Here is a 16,072-nt window from a genome sequence, read left to right on the forward strand (position 1 = left end):
GAGATCGATTTCTACTGATTGCCGGCAGGAGATGGTGCGGGATTGACCCCGATTCGCGACTGTGCGACTCTCGAGTCGGCGGACTTTTCAGGCTTGTTCTGTCAGGTCATGGTTGAGTTCCTTTCTTGGCTGGCGGGGTGCAACCCGCTGGTTGGTCTTCGAGGGCTGTCTGGAATCGACTAAGCCACTGCGGGGTCGTTCGTTGGCGCGAACGGCCCCGCCTCATTTCACGGGATACTCCATCCCTCCTCTCCGTGTCCGAGCTTTCCCGCCCACCTCAGCTTCGAGAGGACGGGCGACAGACTGGTCCGCTCGACACGGCGGCTGAACTCCTTCTCGATCCGGGCCTGAATGTCGCTCGCCCGAAGCGGCCCGCCGGCCTGCGTCACGACCGTCAGCACCATCTCCCGTATGCTGCGTGCGCCGCGTAGCCGGCGATCCGCAGGCGCGTCGCCAGCACGGATGTCGAGCTCGCGAATGTATGCCTGCGTCGCACCGATCATCGCATCGAGCTGTCTCAACTGCTCGATCAGCTCGTCACGTTCCGCGTAGAGCTGCTCCAGATCTGCGATGCAGGAGCTGCGCTTCCTTAGGAGCACCTTACCGGCGAATCTGTCGGCCTTTGTCATGTCCTCATAAATCATTGACTCTGAGTTTAAGTCAACTTGAGAGTTGGACTCTAGAGTCCAACTCTCAAGTAATTGTGCTGATATCCTCGTTGATGATGTAGTTCCCCGCGACGTCGTATGTGGCGAAGTATTCTGCGCCGAGATCGACGTAGAAGCCGAAAAGGCGCTTCCACCGGATCACGGCGAGCGCTGCGTTTAGGGCGTTCAGCTCGACCACTTGAATGTTGGTCGAATACGGATCGCCGGCGACGTCGCCCGCCATGGGGATGCGGTTCCTATCCCATACGTGGTCGCGCACCTCCGCGGTGCTTGTGGTCACCCGCAAGATGCCCGTCAGCCCGCCGTCTCCGGCCTGCAATCCCATGCCGACGTCCACGAAGGCGACGCCCCGATCCTCGAGTCGCTCGATCACGGGCCGCTTCGCCGCAGGATCGTCCAGGCAGAGGAACACGAAGTCCATGCCGTCGAGCAGATGCACAGTGGCACGGCCCATCCTCACCCGATGCGGCACGACACCCCGATGCAACCGAGAGTAGATCCGGTCGAAGTGATCGACCTTGGCCCGCCTCTCCCCAAGGCTGTCGCGCGAGGCAGCACCGGGCGCCCTAAAGGCGTTGTGCTGCAGGAACTCGTCGTCGTCGAACAAATGGATACGGGCGACCGGCGTCTTACTCACGAAGTCGAGCACATAGCCCCCAGTTCCGCCTAGCCCGACTATGCCCACCGACTGACCGGCGATGCGGTCGGCCAGCCTACCGGTCCCGTTGCGCGAGGTGGCGGTGTCGACATAGTGAAACGGGGAGTCCGACGGGTCAGCAGCGACGATCCTGCCCCGCCGCGCGCTCGCCGCGGGATCGATCGCCGCCGCGTGGCCCGAGATCTGATTTACGAACGTCACCATCTTCTCGTGATAGTCCACGAACTCGCGACCGATCGGCCTGCTGCAGAGCCAGTGGTCGACCACCAGTCCGCCGCCGAGGTCCCGCCGCTCGTGCTGGAAATGGACCATATTGACGAGGGGCCGCCCCTCCCGGTCGCAAGGGAGCGCGCCGGCGAACCAGACCTGATGGTCGCGCGGGGCGACCGTGCGGTCGCCGGCGAGATCGAGGCGCGACACCAGTTGCCCGCGTCTGACCTGCCTATACCGATCGACATAGGGAACGTCGCGCACGACCAGGAACCCGCCGACGATGGCGACGTCGTAGCCATCGTCGACAAGGCGCTGGAGATCGGGGCTACGACTTGTTCGTGGCGCTGACATTGAACACCTCGCCCTGGCGAACCCTGATCGCCTCCTGCGCAAGCAACGAGCCTTCCGGTCGATCTGGTGGTCCCTGGCGATAGGTGACGGTCAGGGCGCGGCTCGACGCGCTGACGAGGTCGGTGCCAGGGAAAGCCAGGCCGACGAGATCCTCGAACGTAACCTCGGGCCGCTCCAGCAGCACCTGTCGGCCATTGATGACTACCGGCACCGACGAGCGTTCCGGCACCGCGTCGCGAGCATCGATCTGCGGCGGCCATGGGGTGGTCAGATCGACGACCGAGCCTCGGCGCAGCGGCTCGCTCCCGCCATCCCGCCACAGGTCAACGTCGTCACCGATGCCGCCGATCGCGCGGATCTCCGTTTCCGTGATTGCCGGGTCGCCCCAATCCCAGATCAGGCCGGCCACTCGCAGGTGGCGGACCGTCGCACCTCGGAACGTCCTGAAGGCGAGCCGAATGCCGGGCTCGAGCGACACGCTGGCTCCATGCACCAGGTGGGCGGCCCGCCCGCCATCGACACGGATCACGATCCCGCCATCGCCAAGCCCGGACAACGCCAGAACTCCGTCCGCCGAAACCGCGGACCCGGTCGCGGCAACCATCCTGCCGTCGACCTCAATCTCGAAACGGTCGTCCCCATTCATCTTCATCTCCTTCTTCCGTTGATCATCCGAATTGCGAGTCGAGCCATTGCCGCGCGGCTGCGTAAATGCGCGCGGTCGAGAGCTCACCGCGCAGGCGCGAGAGATGCTCCACCCCGTCGCTGGCGCGGCTCCCGACGCGGTCGATCACCCCCAGATCGATGGCCGCCTCGGCTAGGATCTCGGCGAGGTGCAGCGGGGCATCGGCACCTTCAGGAAAGCGGAGCCAGACCGGCTGAAGCAGACGCAAGAGGGACGGAACCAGCGCTGCCGGCTCGTGCGCCTGGACCATCCAGTTGACGTGCCGGAGGTCGACGGTGGCCCCGCAGGCATAGTCGACCCACCGTTCCGCCGTTGCGGGATCGATCATCCGTGCGAGCTCGGCCTGCCCGTGAGCGTCGAGCGCCTCCACTCCGAAGACGCTGACGGCGGGGTTGGCGCATCGCGAGACCGCCATGGCCAGGACCGGCGCCGACGGAAGCAGAAGGTCGGGACCGCAGCTGCTCGGTCGAAGCTGCTCGATGCCCGATGAGCCCCCGACCGCTATGCCGACGTGCGGGAGACCTGCCATTTCTGCGATGCGCCTTGCGACGTGCGTGCGCCCGACGCCAGTGGGGCCGCAGAGCAGCAGCGGCGGAATCGTCAGCCAATCTGCTCCCACGGCGCGGGAACGAGCGACCGCTCGCTCCACCACACCGCGCAACTCCGCCTGCCAGTGGAAGCCGAGTTCGGACATCAACCGATCCCGGACCCGGCTGCCACCGCCGCGAAGCGGAAGCGCAGCGGCCAGACCGAGCGGTGGCGCGTCGGCCCCAAAGCCCTGCGCGATCAACACCGACGGGGCATTTATCTGACCCTGCACGGGCGACACCTCAGTGCCCCCGTCCGCATCGCCACGGACGGTGGATCCCGTCATTCGCCCCTCCAGAACCGGAGCGGGCGACGGCCGCCCGAGCCGATGCCGCGGCGCTTCACCTCGGCCTCGGTCTCACGCATGCCGGCAATTACCACGCGCTCGAGCACGACCGCGCCTTCGGCCTCGGCGATCCCGCGAAACTCCTGGAACCGCGGCTTCTGCCAACGCATCCAGTCAAGGACACGCTCGCGCTCCCACTTCTCGGAAAATCGCATGACGAAGAACGGCTTGTCCTCGTCGCCACTCTCCAGGGACAGGCCGGGACGCTTGTTCTTCGGGTCGAGCACGAACAGCTCGATGCGCTCGTGCAGCCTGCGACGCTCCTCCGCCTCCAGCCTTGCGCTCTCCTCCCGCAGTGCCGCCTGCTCGGCGTCGCGTTCCGCGCCGTCGACCACGATCGCCGTGACCGCCTGCTCGCCGAACAGGCAGGCCAGCCTCGCCCAGAGCGGCCACTGGTCCACCCGATTCGCCATCCAGTCGAACACGGCTTGGGCGCGAGCCGGACCGGCATCGAGGCTCCAGATCGCGTTGCGCCTGCCATCGTGACCGGGCACCGGGCGCACAAGCAGAACGGAAGACGCCTCGACGTCGAGCGCGGGCCAGCAGCCCTCACCAAGGTGGGGCGCCTCGACTAGCACGGCGCTCCGGTCGGCGGCCCGATGACCGCGACGATGACCGCCGCCGGTCACAGGAACCTCGTCGTCGCCGAGATCTCCTCGAATGTGGGGCCCAGCGCTCGCGCGGAGGTCGAGTAGACGTTGGCCGCCAGCCAGAACTCCTCGCGCACGCGCTCGTCGTCCGTGACCTCCGTCCACCAGGTCTTGCGCGCAGGGTCCCAGCGATAACCACGCGAGCGCAGCAGATCCTTGACCGAGAAGTCGGCACCGACCGCCCGCACCACCCAGCTCGGCCTCGCCGAACGCTCGAGCAGGTCCGCCAAGGCCGTCCGCCCGTCCTCGAACGGGTGGCGCAGCAGCTGGATCACGGCGTCCACGTCGGCGCCCGCACGGTGGCCGTCGTGGAACCAGCCCGCCTGGCACAGGAGGAAGCCGAGGCTGCGGCCATCGAAGCCGCGCCCCCGCCAGTCGATCTGCTCCATCGAGCACGCCCATGCGAGACCCTGCGCACCGTCCAGCCGCCGCTCGACCCAGCGGCGGTCGAACCGGCTGTGGTGGGCGATCACGACGGTCGCGGACCGCAGCAGGCGCGTCGCGGCCTCGTCATCGATGAACCGGCCGGCGACGTCCTCGTCGCGCAGCCCCGTGAGCGCGGCGATCTCCGGCGGGATCGGCTTGCCCGGATCCTCGGTCCATTCGTAGGGCCGGTCGATGTGGGTGATGACGCCCTCATCGTCATAGCGGAACCGGCGCGCGGCGAGTTCGATGATGGCATCGCGCTCGAAGTCGAGGCCGGTGGTCTCGACGTCGAGCACCAGCCCAACATGCGGGCCCTTGCCTGCGCCCTCACCGGTCGGGCCCTCGTGCACGTCGAGCCTGTGCAGGATGCGGACGGACGAATCGTTGTGATCCGCGGGCGCGACTTCGCACCCGACGTTCGAGAACGACATGGTTGCCTCCGTATTCGATTGTGGTGTCGGTCGTCGTCTGGTGCGCTCGCCCGGGATCAGGACGGCAGGCGCTGCTCCACCGTGATGTCGAGACCGGCGAGCATGGCGGGGCGGCGCCGGCGGCCGGCGGCGATCAGCGTGTCGACGACGGCGGGCGGCACCATGCCCATCGTCGCGGGGCAGTCTGGGTCGAAGCCGACCCGGATCTCCGCCTGTGCCGCCGCCGCCGAGCCGAACCGCGCGCGGATGCGCTCGCGAACGACGGCCGCCGACGGCGCGACCGACGCGTGGAAGGCGTGGAGCAGCTCGCCGCCCCGGGCGATCACGATGACCGCACTGTAGAGGCGCAGCCGGCGACTGCCGGGCGGACCGCTCGCGATCCCTCCACGCTCCCCGCCGAGCCACGGGCCGCCGAGGTCGTCGTCGCCCGGGCTGTCAGCGAGCAGGGCGTCGATGCGAGCCGGCGCGGCATCCAGCCCGATGGAGAGCCCGTGCAGCAGGACCGCGCGCATGCAGTCGTCGCGTTCGAGACAGGCCTCGATCGCCGCGGCTCCGCGGAAGAGCTGGCGCGGGGCGAGCATCCAGGCCACGGGATCGTGGGCGATCCCCTCACGCTGGAAACGGGCGCCCGCCTCGGCGGCGACGAGAGCGAGACGGGTCAGCCCCCGCCGCGAGGTGGCGACGATGCCGTCGTTCGGCTCGTCCGCATCCAGGGGATCCTGGTAGTCGATGTCGCTGGTCGGATAGTCGACCCGCATGGCGCCATGATCCGCGCCCAGAGTGATGGCGTTCATAGCCTACTCCCAGTCGCCGGTGGTTCTGACGCTCACTCGCCCGACCCTGGCGACGGATGGCCGGACGGCGACGATATGGACCCGTCGCTCCTTATTTCAACCTTTCTAGAAACAACGAAATATGTTTTGGTGCTTAACGCTCGTTTCACGAGTGTGGCCACGCCGGAACGGCTTGCGGCGGCTGTCGCTTCGACTATTCTAGAGGAGTGGAAAAGATGAAAGCGATCGAGGTGATGAGCGCCCTCGCGCAGCCGACCCGTCTGGAGGTCTTCACCCAGCTCGCTCGGGCGCGGCCGGACGGCCTGTCCCCTGGCCAGCTTGCCGAACGCATCGGCACGCCGGCGAGCACCATGTCGGTGCACCTGACCATCCTGTCCCGCGCCGGCCTGATCTCATCGACCAAAGCCGGGCGCAACATCACCTACAGGGCGGAGCCCGACGCCGTGCGCGACCTCGCGCTGTTCCTCATGCACGATTGCTGCCTTGGCTGTGCCGACGTCATCGACCCGCAGCTCGAACGGATGGACTGCTGCTGCGGCGAGCGCGTCAAGGACGTGATCGGCGACGCCCCGATCGACTAAAACCGACCGAGGCGCAGCCACTTGGTGGAAGATCGTCGCATCATATACGCTGCCAGCATGACCCGCACGAACGCAAATAATCTTAGAACCCGCATCGCCGAAGTCGTGGCGGGCAACAAGGCATATGACGTTCCCGCCATCTGCGCCCGGCTCGGCCTAGCGCCCGGGACCGAAGACGAGGCGATGCGGAGCAAGCTGCGCTACGTGAACTCGCGACTCAACTCAGTGCCGACCGCGCGGCTGGTCACGATCGCGCAGGAACTCCTGGAGCAGGATGGCGACTTCTGGCTCGCCGAGCACGTCGCGAAGGTGGCGGAACAGGGGACGCCCCCGGTATCCGTGCTGACGCGGCGGCGTATCTTCGATGCGTTCGAGGGCGAGCCGCTGTGCACCGAGTATGACCAGCTCGACTTCATCGAGCAGATATGGCCGGTCGCAGCCATGCCGTCCGCCTTTGCCGACACGGATGTCTGGGGGCACCGCTCGCTGAAGGACGACATCGTCCAGCACACCATCCGGAATGACGACTGGACCAACCGCGAGCTGCTGGAGCGACTGGGCCTGCACGACGCGTCTAAGGCGCTCCTCTTCCGCTTCCTTGAAGCGGCCGTGCATCCCACGGCGATCGACGAGAACGGCCAGAAGGATCGCGTCGAGAGGATCAACCGCCATCTCCAGCACGACGGCTACCGCCTGTCGCGCACCGGCAGGATCTCGGGCAGCCCGGTCTACACGGTCAATGCTGCCGCCATCGGATCGCCCGCCGACGCCACGATCTCGAACACGTTGGCCAAGTTCGAACCCGAACAGGTGCATGCGCGCTGGACCGCGGCCCTGGACCGTCGCAGCGACGATCCCGCCGGCGCCATCACGCTGGCGCGCACGCTCCTGGAAGACGTCTGCCGCTGGCTGCTCGACGATCTCGACATCCCGGCGGATCAGGACGACCTGCCGGCGCTCTACCGCAAGCTGTCGAAAGGACTAAAGCTGGCGCCGGACGATCACAGCGAACAGGTGTTCAAGCAGATCCTCGGCAACTGCCAGTCGATCGTCGAGTCGCTCGGCGCGCTCCGCAACAAGCTCGGCGATGCGCACGGCGGCGGACCGAAGCGGGCGCGTCCGGCGGCACGACACGCGGAGCTCGCGGTCAACCTCGCAGGCTCGATGGCGACCTTCCTGATCGCAACCTGGGACACGAGGCGGAAGACACCGACCGGAACGGCAGTCGACGACTGATCCGCCCGAGGAAAGACCAGCTCGGCCAACTTTGCCGCCATGCGAGCGGCAGCACCCCAGGTAGTCGTAGGTCCGGCCAAATCCGCAATGTATCGGGGAATGCCGATGCTTCTTGCGCGCGGCATTTGCATCGGATAATGCCGATGCATGAACCAGGCCGATGCTCTTGATGTGCTGGCCGCGCTGGCGAACCAGACGCGGCTGTCGACCTTCCGCCATCTGGTTCGGCACGAGCCGAAGGGGCTTTCGACGGGCGAGCTCGCCGAAATGCTCTCGCTCACGCAGAGCACGTTCTCCACACATCTCGCGGTTCTCGCCAAGGCGGGACTGGTCAAATCCGACAAGCAGGGCCGCCGCATGGTCCAGCGCGCCAACCTGGACGCGCTGCGCGACCTGATGACCTTCCTGGCTAAGGATTGCTGCCAGGGCCGTGCCGAACTGTGCGAGCCGCTCGTCGCCGAACTCACCGCCTGCTGCTGAGGAACCGCCGATGGCTGTCGACGTCGTCATCTACCACAATCCCGAATGCGGGACGTCACGCAACACGCTGGCGATGATCCGCAACGCCGGCATCGAGCCGCACGTCGTCGAGTATCTCAAGACGCCGCCCGCCCGGGCGCTGCTCGTCCAGCTGATCGAGCGAGCAGGTCTCACCCCAAGGCAGCTGCTGCGCGAGAAGGGCACGCCATACGGTGAGCTCGGTCTGGGCGACGAAGCCTTGAGCGATGAGGGGCTCGTCGACGCGATGATGGCGAACCCAGTTTTGATCAACCGTCCGCTCGTCGTGACGCCGCTCGGCGTGCGCCTATGCCGCCCCTCCGAAGCCGTGCTCGACATCCTGCCCGGGCCGCAGCGTGGCGCCTTCGCCAAGGAGGACGGCGAACAGGTCGTCGACGCCGCCGGCCAGCGCGTGCGCTGATGGGCACGTTCGAGCGATACCTGTCGGTCTGGGTGGCGCTGTGCATCGTCGCGGGGATCGCGCTCGGACAGGCGATCCCAAAGGTCTTCGCCGCGATCGCTGCCGCCGAGGTGGCGCGCGTCAACCTCGTCGTGGCGGCGCTCGTCTGGCTGATGATCATCCCCATGCTGCTGAAGATCGACTTCGCCGCGCTCGGCTCGGTCCGGCAGCACTGGAAGGGCGTCGGCGTCACGCTATTTGTCAACTGGGCCGTGAAGCCCTTCTCCATGGCCGCGCTCGGGACGATGTTCCTCGGCTGGCTGTTCGCGCCGCTGCTGCCGGCGGGGGAGATCCAGTCCTACATAGCGGGCCTTATCCTGCTGGCCGCTGCGCCCTGCACCGCCATGGTGTTCGTCTGGTCCAACCTGTGCGAGGGCGAGCCGACCTACACGCTGAGCCAGGTGGCGCTCAACGACCTGCTCATGGTATTCCTGTTCGCACCGCTGGTCGCGCTGCTCCTGGGCGTCGCCTCCGTGACCGTCCCCTGGGATACGCTGCTGCTATCGGTCGTGCTCTACATCGTCGTGCCGGTCATCGCCGCGCAGATCGTCCGCCGGGCATTGCTGGCGAGCGGCGGTCAGCCGGCGCTCGACCGGATCCTGCGCAGGCTCGGTCCCGCGTCGCTCGTCGCGCTGCTCGTGACGCTCATCCTGCTGTTCGGCTTCCAGGGCGAGCAGATCGTCGCGCAGCCGCTCGTCATTGCGCTGATCGCGGTGCCGATCCTCATCCAGGTCTACTTCAACGCGGGCATCGCATATTGGCTGTCCAGGCGCCTCGGCGTTGCCTGGTGCGTGGCGGCGCCCGCCGCGCTGATCGGCGCGTCCAACTTCTTCGAGCTCGCGGTTGCGGCGGCGATCTCGCTGTTCGGCCTCAAGTCCGGTGCAGCCCTGGCGACGGTGGTCGGCGTGCTGGTCGAGGTGCCCGTCATGCTGAGCGTCGTCGCCATCGTCAAGCGCACGCGCTTCTGGTATGAAGGCGCTCCGGCGTGAACCGTACGATCTTCGCCCCACTGGCAGGCGGTGCACGCGACATCCTGAAGCTGGCGCTGGACGCCGCCGGTCTTCCGACCGACGACCTCGACCACCCAGGCCGCGCCTTCTTCGAGCTGTCCGACGACAACGGGCCGATCGGGTTCATCGGCATCGAGGGCGATGGACCGGATCGCCTGCTCCGCTCGCTGGTGGTGCTGCCGAGCCGCAAGCGCCAAGGACATGGTGGGCTTCTCATGGCTCATGCCGAGGCGGTAGCGCACCGGGAAGGCGTCGAGCGCCTGCACCTGCTCACCACGAGCGTCGCCGGGTTGTTTCGCGGGCGCGGCTATCGCGACGGCGACCGCACGACGGCCCCGGCTGCAATCACCGGCACCGCCCAGTTCTCGTCGCTCTGCCCAGCGAGCGCCTCATATCTCGTCAAGGAACTCGCATGAGCCGCCTCCGCCAGCTGCATGACGTGGACGTCCTGCCGGCGCTGGACCCGGCGTTCGTAATCCGCCGCCCGGCAGACGGCCTCGGCTCGGACCAGCCGCCGCCTCGCATCCTGCTTCTGTATGGATCGCTGCGCCAGCGTTCCTTCTCCCGCCTCGCGACCGAGGAGGCGGCGCGGCTGCTCCGGCTGTTCGGCGCCGAGACGCGCATCTTCGACCCTTCCGACCTTCCGCTGCCCGACCAGGTCCGAGGCGATGACCATCCCGCCGTCCACGAACTGCGCGAGCACGCGCTGTGGTCCGAGGGCATGGTCTGGTGCAGCCCGGAGCGGCACGGACAGGTGACCGGCATCATGAAGGCGCAGATCGACCATCTCCCGCTCGAGATGAAGGGCATGCGGCCGACCCAGGGCCGCACGCTCGCGGTCATGCAGGTGTCCGGCGGATCGCAGTCCTTCAACGCGGTCAACACGCTGCGCCTGCTCGGCCGGTGGATGCGCATGTTCACGATACCCAACCAGTCGTCGGTCGCCATGGCCTACAAGGAGTTCGACGATGCCGGGCGCATGAAGCCATCCAGCTATTACGACCGCATCGTCGACGTGATGGAGGAGCTTGTGCGGTTCACCGTCCTGCTGCGGCCCCATTCGGCCCAGCTCGTCGACAGGTATTCGGAGCGCAAGGCGGCGGGTCCGAAAGCCCATGCGCCTCCGGATCACTCGGCCGTCGCCATCGCGCCGCGCTGACGAAAAGATTCTGAAAATTGTTCGAAAAGACGCGCTGAACGTATCACGCATTGCCGGACGCCCGGGCTTGTGGAAGGCCCGGACGTCGCCCGGCCGGGCGGCCGGCGGGGTGCAAGCCGCCGGCCAACCCGAGCTTCAGAACAAGGCGTGCACCGCCACCGCCCAGGACGATATCGTAGAGATCGCAGGCTCCAGCGCGCCGAGGATCTGGTCCTGGTGCTCCACCGCGTATTTGAACATCAGCCCGCCCGCTGCGGCGATCGCTCCGCCGACCAACTTGCCAGGCGCCTCGGCGGCCTGCTGCTTCACCCAGGCCAAGAACCGGCGGAAGCTGGTTTCGGCGCGAGCCAGCTTCTCGGCGTCCGCGTCGTCCTCGCGCGCTGGCTTGGCCAGTTCGGCACGAACATCCTCGATGCTCTCCTGAACGGCATGAAGGTCGATCTCGCCGTCGACGTCCTCCGGCGGGCGGTTGTGGCCGATGCCCGCGAGGCCGCCGGTCTCCTCCGTGCGCAGCTTCAGCAGCGCCGACACGTGCCCTTCGATCCGGTCCAGCTGCTCGCCAAGGACGGCCAGCCGATCCGCCAGCGGTTCCGGTGCCGCGCCTCCGTCCAGCTCCAGGCCGCCGTCCAGATCCATGTCCGGATCCTCCAGGTCGTCGGGCTGGATGCGGCGGTCCGACGGTGCCCAGTCGTAGGTGCCGTCCGCCTGCACCTCGTCCACCGCCTCCTCGATCTCGTCCTGCTCCGCATCCGGGAAGGCTGACCCGATCTGGTCCAGCGCATCGTATGGGCCGCCCCAGATATACTGGAACCCGCCCTCGCTGCTGTCGTGCGGCGTGTGCGCTCCCGGGTCTTCGAAGTTCTCGAAGAACCAGCCGACCATGGCCTCGACGCGTTCGTCGCGCTCCAGCCCTTCCAGCCTCGGGGGTGCGGTCTCCGGCTTGCGTTCGAGACCGGAACTCATGCGGCAGCATCCCGGGCATGCGGCTCGGCGAACGCCTCGAGAATCCGGCACTGGCCGACCGTGCCGCCCGCGCAGCTCGAGATGATGGCGGACAGCTCGCGCCGCAGCCCCTGCAGATCGGCGATCTTCCGATCCACCTCGTCGAGATGCTTCGTGGCGATCGCGTCGATGGTCCCGCACGAACGGTCCCGCTGGGCCGCGAGATCGAGCATGGCGCGCACCTCCTCCAGCGTGAACCCCAGGTCCCGCGTCCGGCGGATGAAGCGGAGCCGGTCGAGATCGTCGCTCGCATAGGCACGATAGTTGCCGGCGGTGCGCGCCGGCGGCGCGATCAGGCCGGCCCGCTCGTAATAGCGGATCGTCTCCACCTTCACGCCCGTCGCTTCGGCCAGGCGACCGATGGTCAGGTTCGCCACGAGAAAACCCCTTGAGTCTGTAGTTGCTACAGGGTCCATATACCCATCCACGTCGAGTCGCACGAGGTGGAAATGGTCTGCAGCAGCTGCGCATCGGGAAAGCCCGACCCCAACAACAGCCCGTCGTGGCGCCGCGCGCTGTGGATCGCGCTGGCGGTGAACGCGACCATGTTCGTGGCCGAGATGGCGGCGGGCGTCGCGGGCGGATCGAAGGCGCTCCAGGCCGACGCGCTCGACTTCCTGGGCGACGCCGCCAACTACGCGATCAGCCTCGGCGTCGCGGGCATGGCGCTCGCCTGGCGGGCCCGCGCGGCCCTGCTGAAGGGAGCGACGCTCGCCGCCCTCGGCATCTACGTGCTCTGCGCGACGCTATGGGCGGTCTGGCACGGTCGGATGCCCGAGGCCGAGGTGATGGGCGTCGTGGGCGTCGCCGCCCTCGTCGCCAACGCCGCCGTGGCGCTGATGCTCTATCGCTTTCGCACCGGCGACGCGAACATGCGCTCGGTATGGATCTGCTCGCGCAACGACGCCATCGGCAACGTCGCAGTGGTGCTCGCCGCCGCCGGCGTGTTCGGCACCGGCACCGCCTGGCCAGACCTGATCGTCGCCGGGATCATGGCCGCGCTGGGCATCTCGGGCGGCGTCCAGATCATCCGGCAGGCGCGCGCCGAGCTGAGCGGCGGCCGCCGGGCCAACGTCCTGCAGAGCGGAGCAGCATGATGACGCACCTCGCCAAGTCCAGGCGGCATGAACTCGTCGGACTCGAACTGGAGCGCCACGACGCGTCGGCCGCCATCGGGGACACCGGTGCAGCGTGGTGGGCGCTCGAGCGCGCCCACATTCTCTCGCAGCCCGATCTTCCGCTGCATCTGCGGGTGCACTGGACCATGCTCGGCTACGCCGTTCGGACGGGCGACCTGCGAGAGGTCGCCGGACAGACGCTGCGGCTGGCGCTGGCGCCGATCGGCTCGCTGACCGGTCGCATACCGGTCGGCAACACGGGCCGCTCCAACGTCAGCGCCTTCGAGGCCATGCCGATCCCGGCCGACCTGCGCGCCGCGGTCGATGCGGAGACCAGGCCGTGACCGGTCCGTCGCTGACACGTGCGTCCGACGGTGCTATGGCGTCCCTGGTGTCACGCATGCTGCGCTTTCTGATGAGCCTCGCGCTCCTCGCCTCCATGGGGCTGGGTGTGGCCGCGCACGCGAACGAGCAGATGTGCATCCCGGGCGTCGAAGCGACCGCAGTCGCCGGCCACGTCGACGGCGACGCCGACCAGGTGCCCGCCGATTCCGAGAAGGGATACCCCCACCACCATGGGGGCTGCCACGGCCACCATGTCGCCGCTCCGCTCGACCGGATCACACAAGCCGCCCCGCTGACGAGCGCCGGCGAGCATATGGCCGGCGACAGCGCCGAACTCGCCATGGCGCAGGCCGACTCCACGCTGAGACCGCCGATCGCCTGACGTGCGCCGCGCCGCCGGAGCCCGGCGGCCGTCATCCCACGTCAGGAGCAACACATGCATCGCATCATCGCGGCCGCGCTGGCCGCATCCGTCTGCGCATCGTCCGCGCAGGCGCAGACCAGTCCACCGGCAACCGCGGAGGACGGGCTCACGCTCGAGCAGGCGCTCGACCTAGCTGGCGCCAACGCGCCGGGAATCGGTGCGGCGGACGCCGGGGTCAGGGCTGCCGAGGCCCAGCGCCGCGTCGCCGGGCAGCGGCCCAACCCCTCGGTCAACGTCGAGGTCGAGAACGTCGTCGGCACGGGCGCATACAGCGGCATCCGCGGCGCCGAGACCACCGTCGGCATGTCGCTGCCGCTGGAGCTCGGCGGCAAGCGCTCCGCGCGGATAGCAGTGGCGGACACGCAGACCGCCCGCGCCCGACTGGCGGTGGTGACGGCCCGTGCCGATCTCAGGCTCCGCGTCACCCAGGCCTACAACGAGGCGGTGGCGTCCGAGCGCCGGCTGCTGATCGCGCGCGACCAGCAGCGCATCGCCATCGAGGGACTGAGGGCGGCGAACGTGCGCGTCCGCGCCGGCCGGGCCTCGCCGCTCGAGGAGCAGCGCGCCGACGTCGCGCGCATCAACGCGGACACGGCGCTCGCCCAGGCGGAGCGGGCGGCGGCGCTCGCGCGCGCCAACCTTACCCGCCTGGTCGGGCGGGAACCCGGCGCGCTCGACCTCGGCTGGTTCGACAGGGTCGCCGCCGGCGTCGGCCCGAGGCTTCCCGCCAGTCCGGAAAGGACGCTGGCCCTGGCCGCCGCGGAGGCGGAGCTCGCGACGGCGAACGCCCAAGTGCGACTGGCCCGGAGCCAGCGGGTCCCGGACCTGACGCTGAGCGCAGGGGCCCGCCGGCTGGAGGCCACCAACGACGTGGCGGCGGTGTTCGGCGTCAGCCTTCCGATCCCGCTGTTCAACAACGGCCGGGCGGGCATCGACGCCGCCCGCGCCCAGCGAGAGCAGGCCGAGGCGCTGCGGCGGGTCGCGCTGTTCGACGCGCAGCAGGCGATCGCCACGGCGGAGACCGACCTCACCAACGCGGAGGCGAACGCGCGAGCGGCAAACGGCCCGGCGCTCGCGGCGGCGCAGGAGGCCGCCCGCATTGCCCGCATCGGCTACCGCGAGGGCAAGTTCGGCCAGCTCGACCTGCTCGAGGCGGAGCGCACGCTCGCCCAGACCCGGTCGGCCGCCATCGACGCGCTCGCCGCCTACCAAGACGCCAAGGCACGCCTGGAGCGGCTCACCGCCCGCGCGCCCGTCAACACGGAAGTCCAGCCATGAAGAAGACCATCCTGCGGGCGCTCGTCCCCGCGACCCTCGCCCTGACGCTCGCCGGCTGCGGCGGCGGCACCGACGCGCCGGCCCAGAACGCCGCCGACGAGCACGCGGCCGAGGAAGGCCACGCCGAGGAAGGCGTGGTCACGCTCACGCAGCAGCAGATCACCGAGGCCGGAATCGAGGTCGTCCGCCCGACCGTAGGCGGCGTAGCCGGCGCCATCGAGGTGAGCGCCACCATCGAGGGCGATCCACAGGGCGTGCAGGTCGCGTCCGCCGCCATCGGCGGGCGGCTCGTGTCGCTGACCAGGAACCTCGGTCAGCCGGTCGGGCGCGGCGACGTGCTCGCCGTGATCGAGAGCCGCGAGGCAGCATCGCTGAAGGGCGAGATCGAGGCGGCGCGCGCCCGCGCGGCGCTGGCGCAGTCCAACCTCCGCCGCGAGCAGCGCCTGTTCGCGGAGCGCGTGTCGCCCGAGCAGGACCTGATCGCCGCCCGCACCGCCGCGACCGAGGCCAACATCGCCCTGCGGCTCGCGCAGCAGCAGCTCGCCGCGACGGGCGGCGGCGGAGGCGCGCTCAACCGCGTCACCGTGCGCTCGCCCATCTCCGGGCAGGTCATCGCCCGCTCGGCCACCCTCGGCCAGACGGTCGCCGCCGACGCCGAACTGTTCCGCATCGCCAACCTCTCGAAGGTCTCGGTCGCCATGTCGCTGCTTCCGGCCGATGCCGGACGCGTGCAGCCCGGCGCGCAGGTCGAGGTCACGGGTCCCGGACGCCGGCAGGCGGCACGGGTCACGTTCGTGTCGCCGGTCCTCGACGAGACCACCCGGCTGGTGCCGGTCATCGCGACCCTCGACAACGGCGGCAACACCTGGCGCGTGGGCGAGACCGTCAACGCGTCGATCATCGTGCCGGCAGGCGGCGACCGCACCGTCGCGGTGCCCTCGGCCGCCGTCCAGATGATCGAGGACAAGCCGCACGTGTTCGTGCGCACCGCCACCGGCTTCAAGGCCGTGCCGGTGACGCTCGGCCGGCGCAACGGCGGCCAGGTCGTCGTCACGGCCGGTCTCAACGGTGGCGAACGCATCGCGTCCACCAACTCCTTCACCCTCAAGGCCGAGCTCGGAAAGGGCGAAGCCGAGCACGAGGACTGACCC

At 68.8% G+C, this 16,072-nt stretch carries 21 protein-coding genes; 12 read left to right on the forward strand and 9 right to left on the reverse strand.

The window, feature by feature from the left end:
* Positions 1–227 precede the first annotated feature (227 nt).
* From LQ953_RS00625 to LQ953_RS00655, 7 genes are all read right to left on the reverse strand, one after another.
* Positions 228–629, reverse strand: a complete 402-nt coding sequence (locus LQ953_RS00625; RefSeq protein WP_231028525.1) for a hypothetical protein — start codon at positions 627–629, stop codon at positions 228–230.
* Positions 630–693: 64 nt separating this feature from the next.
* A complete protein-coding gene (locus LQ953_RS00630; RefSeq protein WP_231028526.1) occupies positions 694–1,890 on the reverse strand; it encodes a ThiF family adenylyltransferase in 1,197 nt (398 codons plus the stop codon).
* Positions 1,865–2,536 carry a multiubiquitin domain-containing protein gene (locus LQ953_RS00635; RefSeq protein ID WP_231028527.1) on the reverse strand — a complete coding sequence of 224 codons (672 nt, stop codon included), beginning with the start codon at positions 2,534–2,536 and terminating at the stop codon, positions 1,865–1,867. Before LQ953_RS00635 ends, LQ953_RS00630 begins: the two co-directional genes overlap by 26 nt.
* Before the next feature lie 22 nt (positions 2,537–2,558).
* Positions 2,559–3,449 carry a hypothetical protein gene (locus tag LQ953_RS00640; protein ID WP_231028528.1) on the reverse strand — a complete coding sequence of 297 codons (891 nt, stop codon included), beginning with the start codon at positions 3,447–3,449 and terminating at the stop codon, positions 2,559–2,561.
* Positions 3,446–4,138, reverse strand: a complete 693-nt coding sequence (locus LQ953_RS00645; RefSeq protein ID WP_121075434.1) for a hypothetical protein — start codon at positions 4,136–4,138, stop codon at positions 3,446–3,448. Before LQ953_RS00645 ends, LQ953_RS00640 begins: the two co-directional genes overlap by 4 nt.
* Positions 4,135–5,016, reverse strand: a complete 882-nt coding sequence (locus tag LQ953_RS00650; RefSeq protein WP_231028529.1) for a 3'-5' exonuclease — start codon at positions 5,014–5,016, stop codon at positions 4,135–4,137. Before LQ953_RS00650 ends, LQ953_RS00645 begins: the two co-directional genes overlap by 4 nt.
* 56 nt (positions 5,017–5,072) lie before the next feature.
* A complete protein-coding gene (locus tag LQ953_RS00655) occupies positions 5,073–5,810 on the reverse strand; it encodes a hypothetical protein (protein WP_231028530.1) in 738 nt (245 codons plus the stop codon).
* A 215-nt stretch (positions 5,811–6,025) separates the two neighbouring features.
* Here LQ953_RS00655 and LQ953_RS00660 point away from each other — a divergent pair, with 215 nt between their 5' ends.
* The 7 genes from LQ953_RS00660 (at position 6,026) to arsH (ending at position 10,754) form a co-directional block, all read left to right on the forward strand.
* A complete protein-coding gene (locus LQ953_RS00660) occupies positions 6,026–6,391 on the forward strand; it encodes an ArsR/SmtB family transcription factor (RefSeq protein WP_231028531.1) in 366 nt (121 codons plus the stop codon).
* A 57-nt stretch (positions 6,392–6,448) separates the two neighbouring features.
* Entirely contained in the window at positions 6,449–7,627 is a 1,179-nt protein-coding gene (locus tag LQ953_RS00665) for an abortive infection family protein (protein ID WP_231028532.1), read from the forward strand.
* A gap of 147 nt (positions 7,628–7,774) precedes the next feature.
* Positions 7,775–8,107, forward strand: coding sequence for an ArsR/SmtB family transcription factor (locus tag LQ953_RS00670; RefSeq protein WP_121075423.1), 333 nt, complete (start codon positions 7,775–7,777; stop codon positions 8,105–8,107).
* A gap of 10 nt (positions 8,108–8,117) precedes the next feature.
* Complete coding sequence (gene arsC / locus LQ953_RS00675) at positions 8,118–8,546, forward strand: arsenate reductase (glutaredoxin) (protein WP_231028533.1); 429 nt, start codon at positions 8,118–8,120, stop codon at positions 8,544–8,546.
* Positions 8,546–9,574 carry an ACR3 family arsenite efflux transporter gene (arsB, locus tag LQ953_RS00680; RefSeq protein ID WP_231028534.1) on the forward strand — a complete coding sequence of 343 codons (1,029 nt, stop codon included), beginning with the start codon at positions 8,546–8,548 and terminating at the stop codon, positions 9,572–9,574. The genes arsC and arsB overlap by 1 nt, the downstream gene beginning before the upstream one ends.
* Entirely contained in the window at positions 9,571–10,011 is a 441-nt protein-coding gene (arsN2, locus tag LQ953_RS00685; protein ID WP_231028535.1) for an arsenic resistance N-acetyltransferase ArsN2, read from the forward strand. Before arsB ends, arsN2 begins: the two co-directional genes overlap by 4 nt.
* On the forward strand, positions 10,008–10,754 hold the full coding sequence (arsH, locus tag LQ953_RS00690) for an arsenical resistance protein ArsH (protein WP_231028536.1): 747 nt from the start codon (positions 10,008–10,010) through the stop codon (positions 10,752–10,754). The genes arsN2 and arsH overlap by 4 nt, the downstream gene beginning before the upstream one ends.
* Before the next feature lie 135 nt (positions 10,755–10,889).
* Here arsH and LQ953_RS00695 read toward each other — a convergent pair whose 3' ends face one another.
* Complete coding sequence (locus tag LQ953_RS00695; RefSeq protein WP_231028537.1) at positions 10,890–11,717, reverse strand: hypothetical protein; 828 nt, start codon at positions 11,715–11,717, stop codon at positions 10,890–10,892.
* On the reverse strand, positions 11,714–12,124 hold the full coding sequence (locus LQ953_RS00700) for a MerR family transcriptional regulator (RefSeq protein WP_231029214.1): 411 nt from the start codon (positions 12,122–12,124) through the stop codon (positions 11,714–11,716). Before LQ953_RS00700 ends, LQ953_RS00695 begins: the two co-directional genes overlap by 4 nt.
* Before the next feature lie 81 nt (positions 12,125–12,205).
* Between LQ953_RS00700 and LQ953_RS00705 the strand changes: the two genes are divergently transcribed.
* From LQ953_RS00705 to LQ953_RS00725, 5 genes are read left to right on the forward strand one after another with little or no spacing between them, the layout of a single operon-like run.
* Positions 12,206–12,853 (forward strand): cation transporter, encoded by a 648-nt coding sequence (locus LQ953_RS00705; RefSeq protein ID WP_121075406.1) that lies wholly within the window; start codon positions 12,206–12,208, stop codon positions 12,851–12,853.
* Positions 12,850–13,218 carry a DUF3703 domain-containing protein gene (locus LQ953_RS00710; protein WP_231028538.1) on the forward strand — a complete coding sequence of 123 codons (369 nt, stop codon included), beginning with the start codon at positions 12,850–12,852 and terminating at the stop codon, positions 13,216–13,218. Before LQ953_RS00705 ends, LQ953_RS00710 begins: the two co-directional genes overlap by 4 nt.
* 47 nt (positions 13,219–13,265) lie before the next feature.
* Entirely contained in the window at positions 13,266–13,601 is a 336-nt protein-coding gene (locus tag LQ953_RS00715; protein WP_443026524.1) for a hypothetical protein, read from the forward strand.
* A 54-nt stretch (positions 13,602–13,655) separates the two neighbouring features.
* Positions 13,656–14,921 carry a TolC family protein gene (locus LQ953_RS00720; RefSeq protein WP_231028539.1) on the forward strand — a complete coding sequence of 422 codons (1,266 nt, stop codon included), beginning with the start codon at positions 13,656–13,658 and terminating at the stop codon, positions 14,919–14,921.
* Positions 14,918–16,069 (forward strand): efflux RND transporter periplasmic adaptor subunit, encoded by a 1,152-nt coding sequence (locus LQ953_RS00725; protein ID WP_231028540.1) that lies wholly within the window; start codon positions 14,918–14,920, stop codon positions 16,067–16,069. Before LQ953_RS00720 ends, LQ953_RS00725 begins: the two co-directional genes overlap by 4 nt.
* The last annotated feature ends 3 nt before the right edge of the window (positions 16,070–16,072 follow it).

The organism is Sphingomonas sp. IC-56 (assembly GCF_021043375.1).
Lineage (GTDB): Bacteria > Pseudomonadota > Alphaproteobacteria > Sphingomonadales > Sphingomonadaceae > Sphingomonas.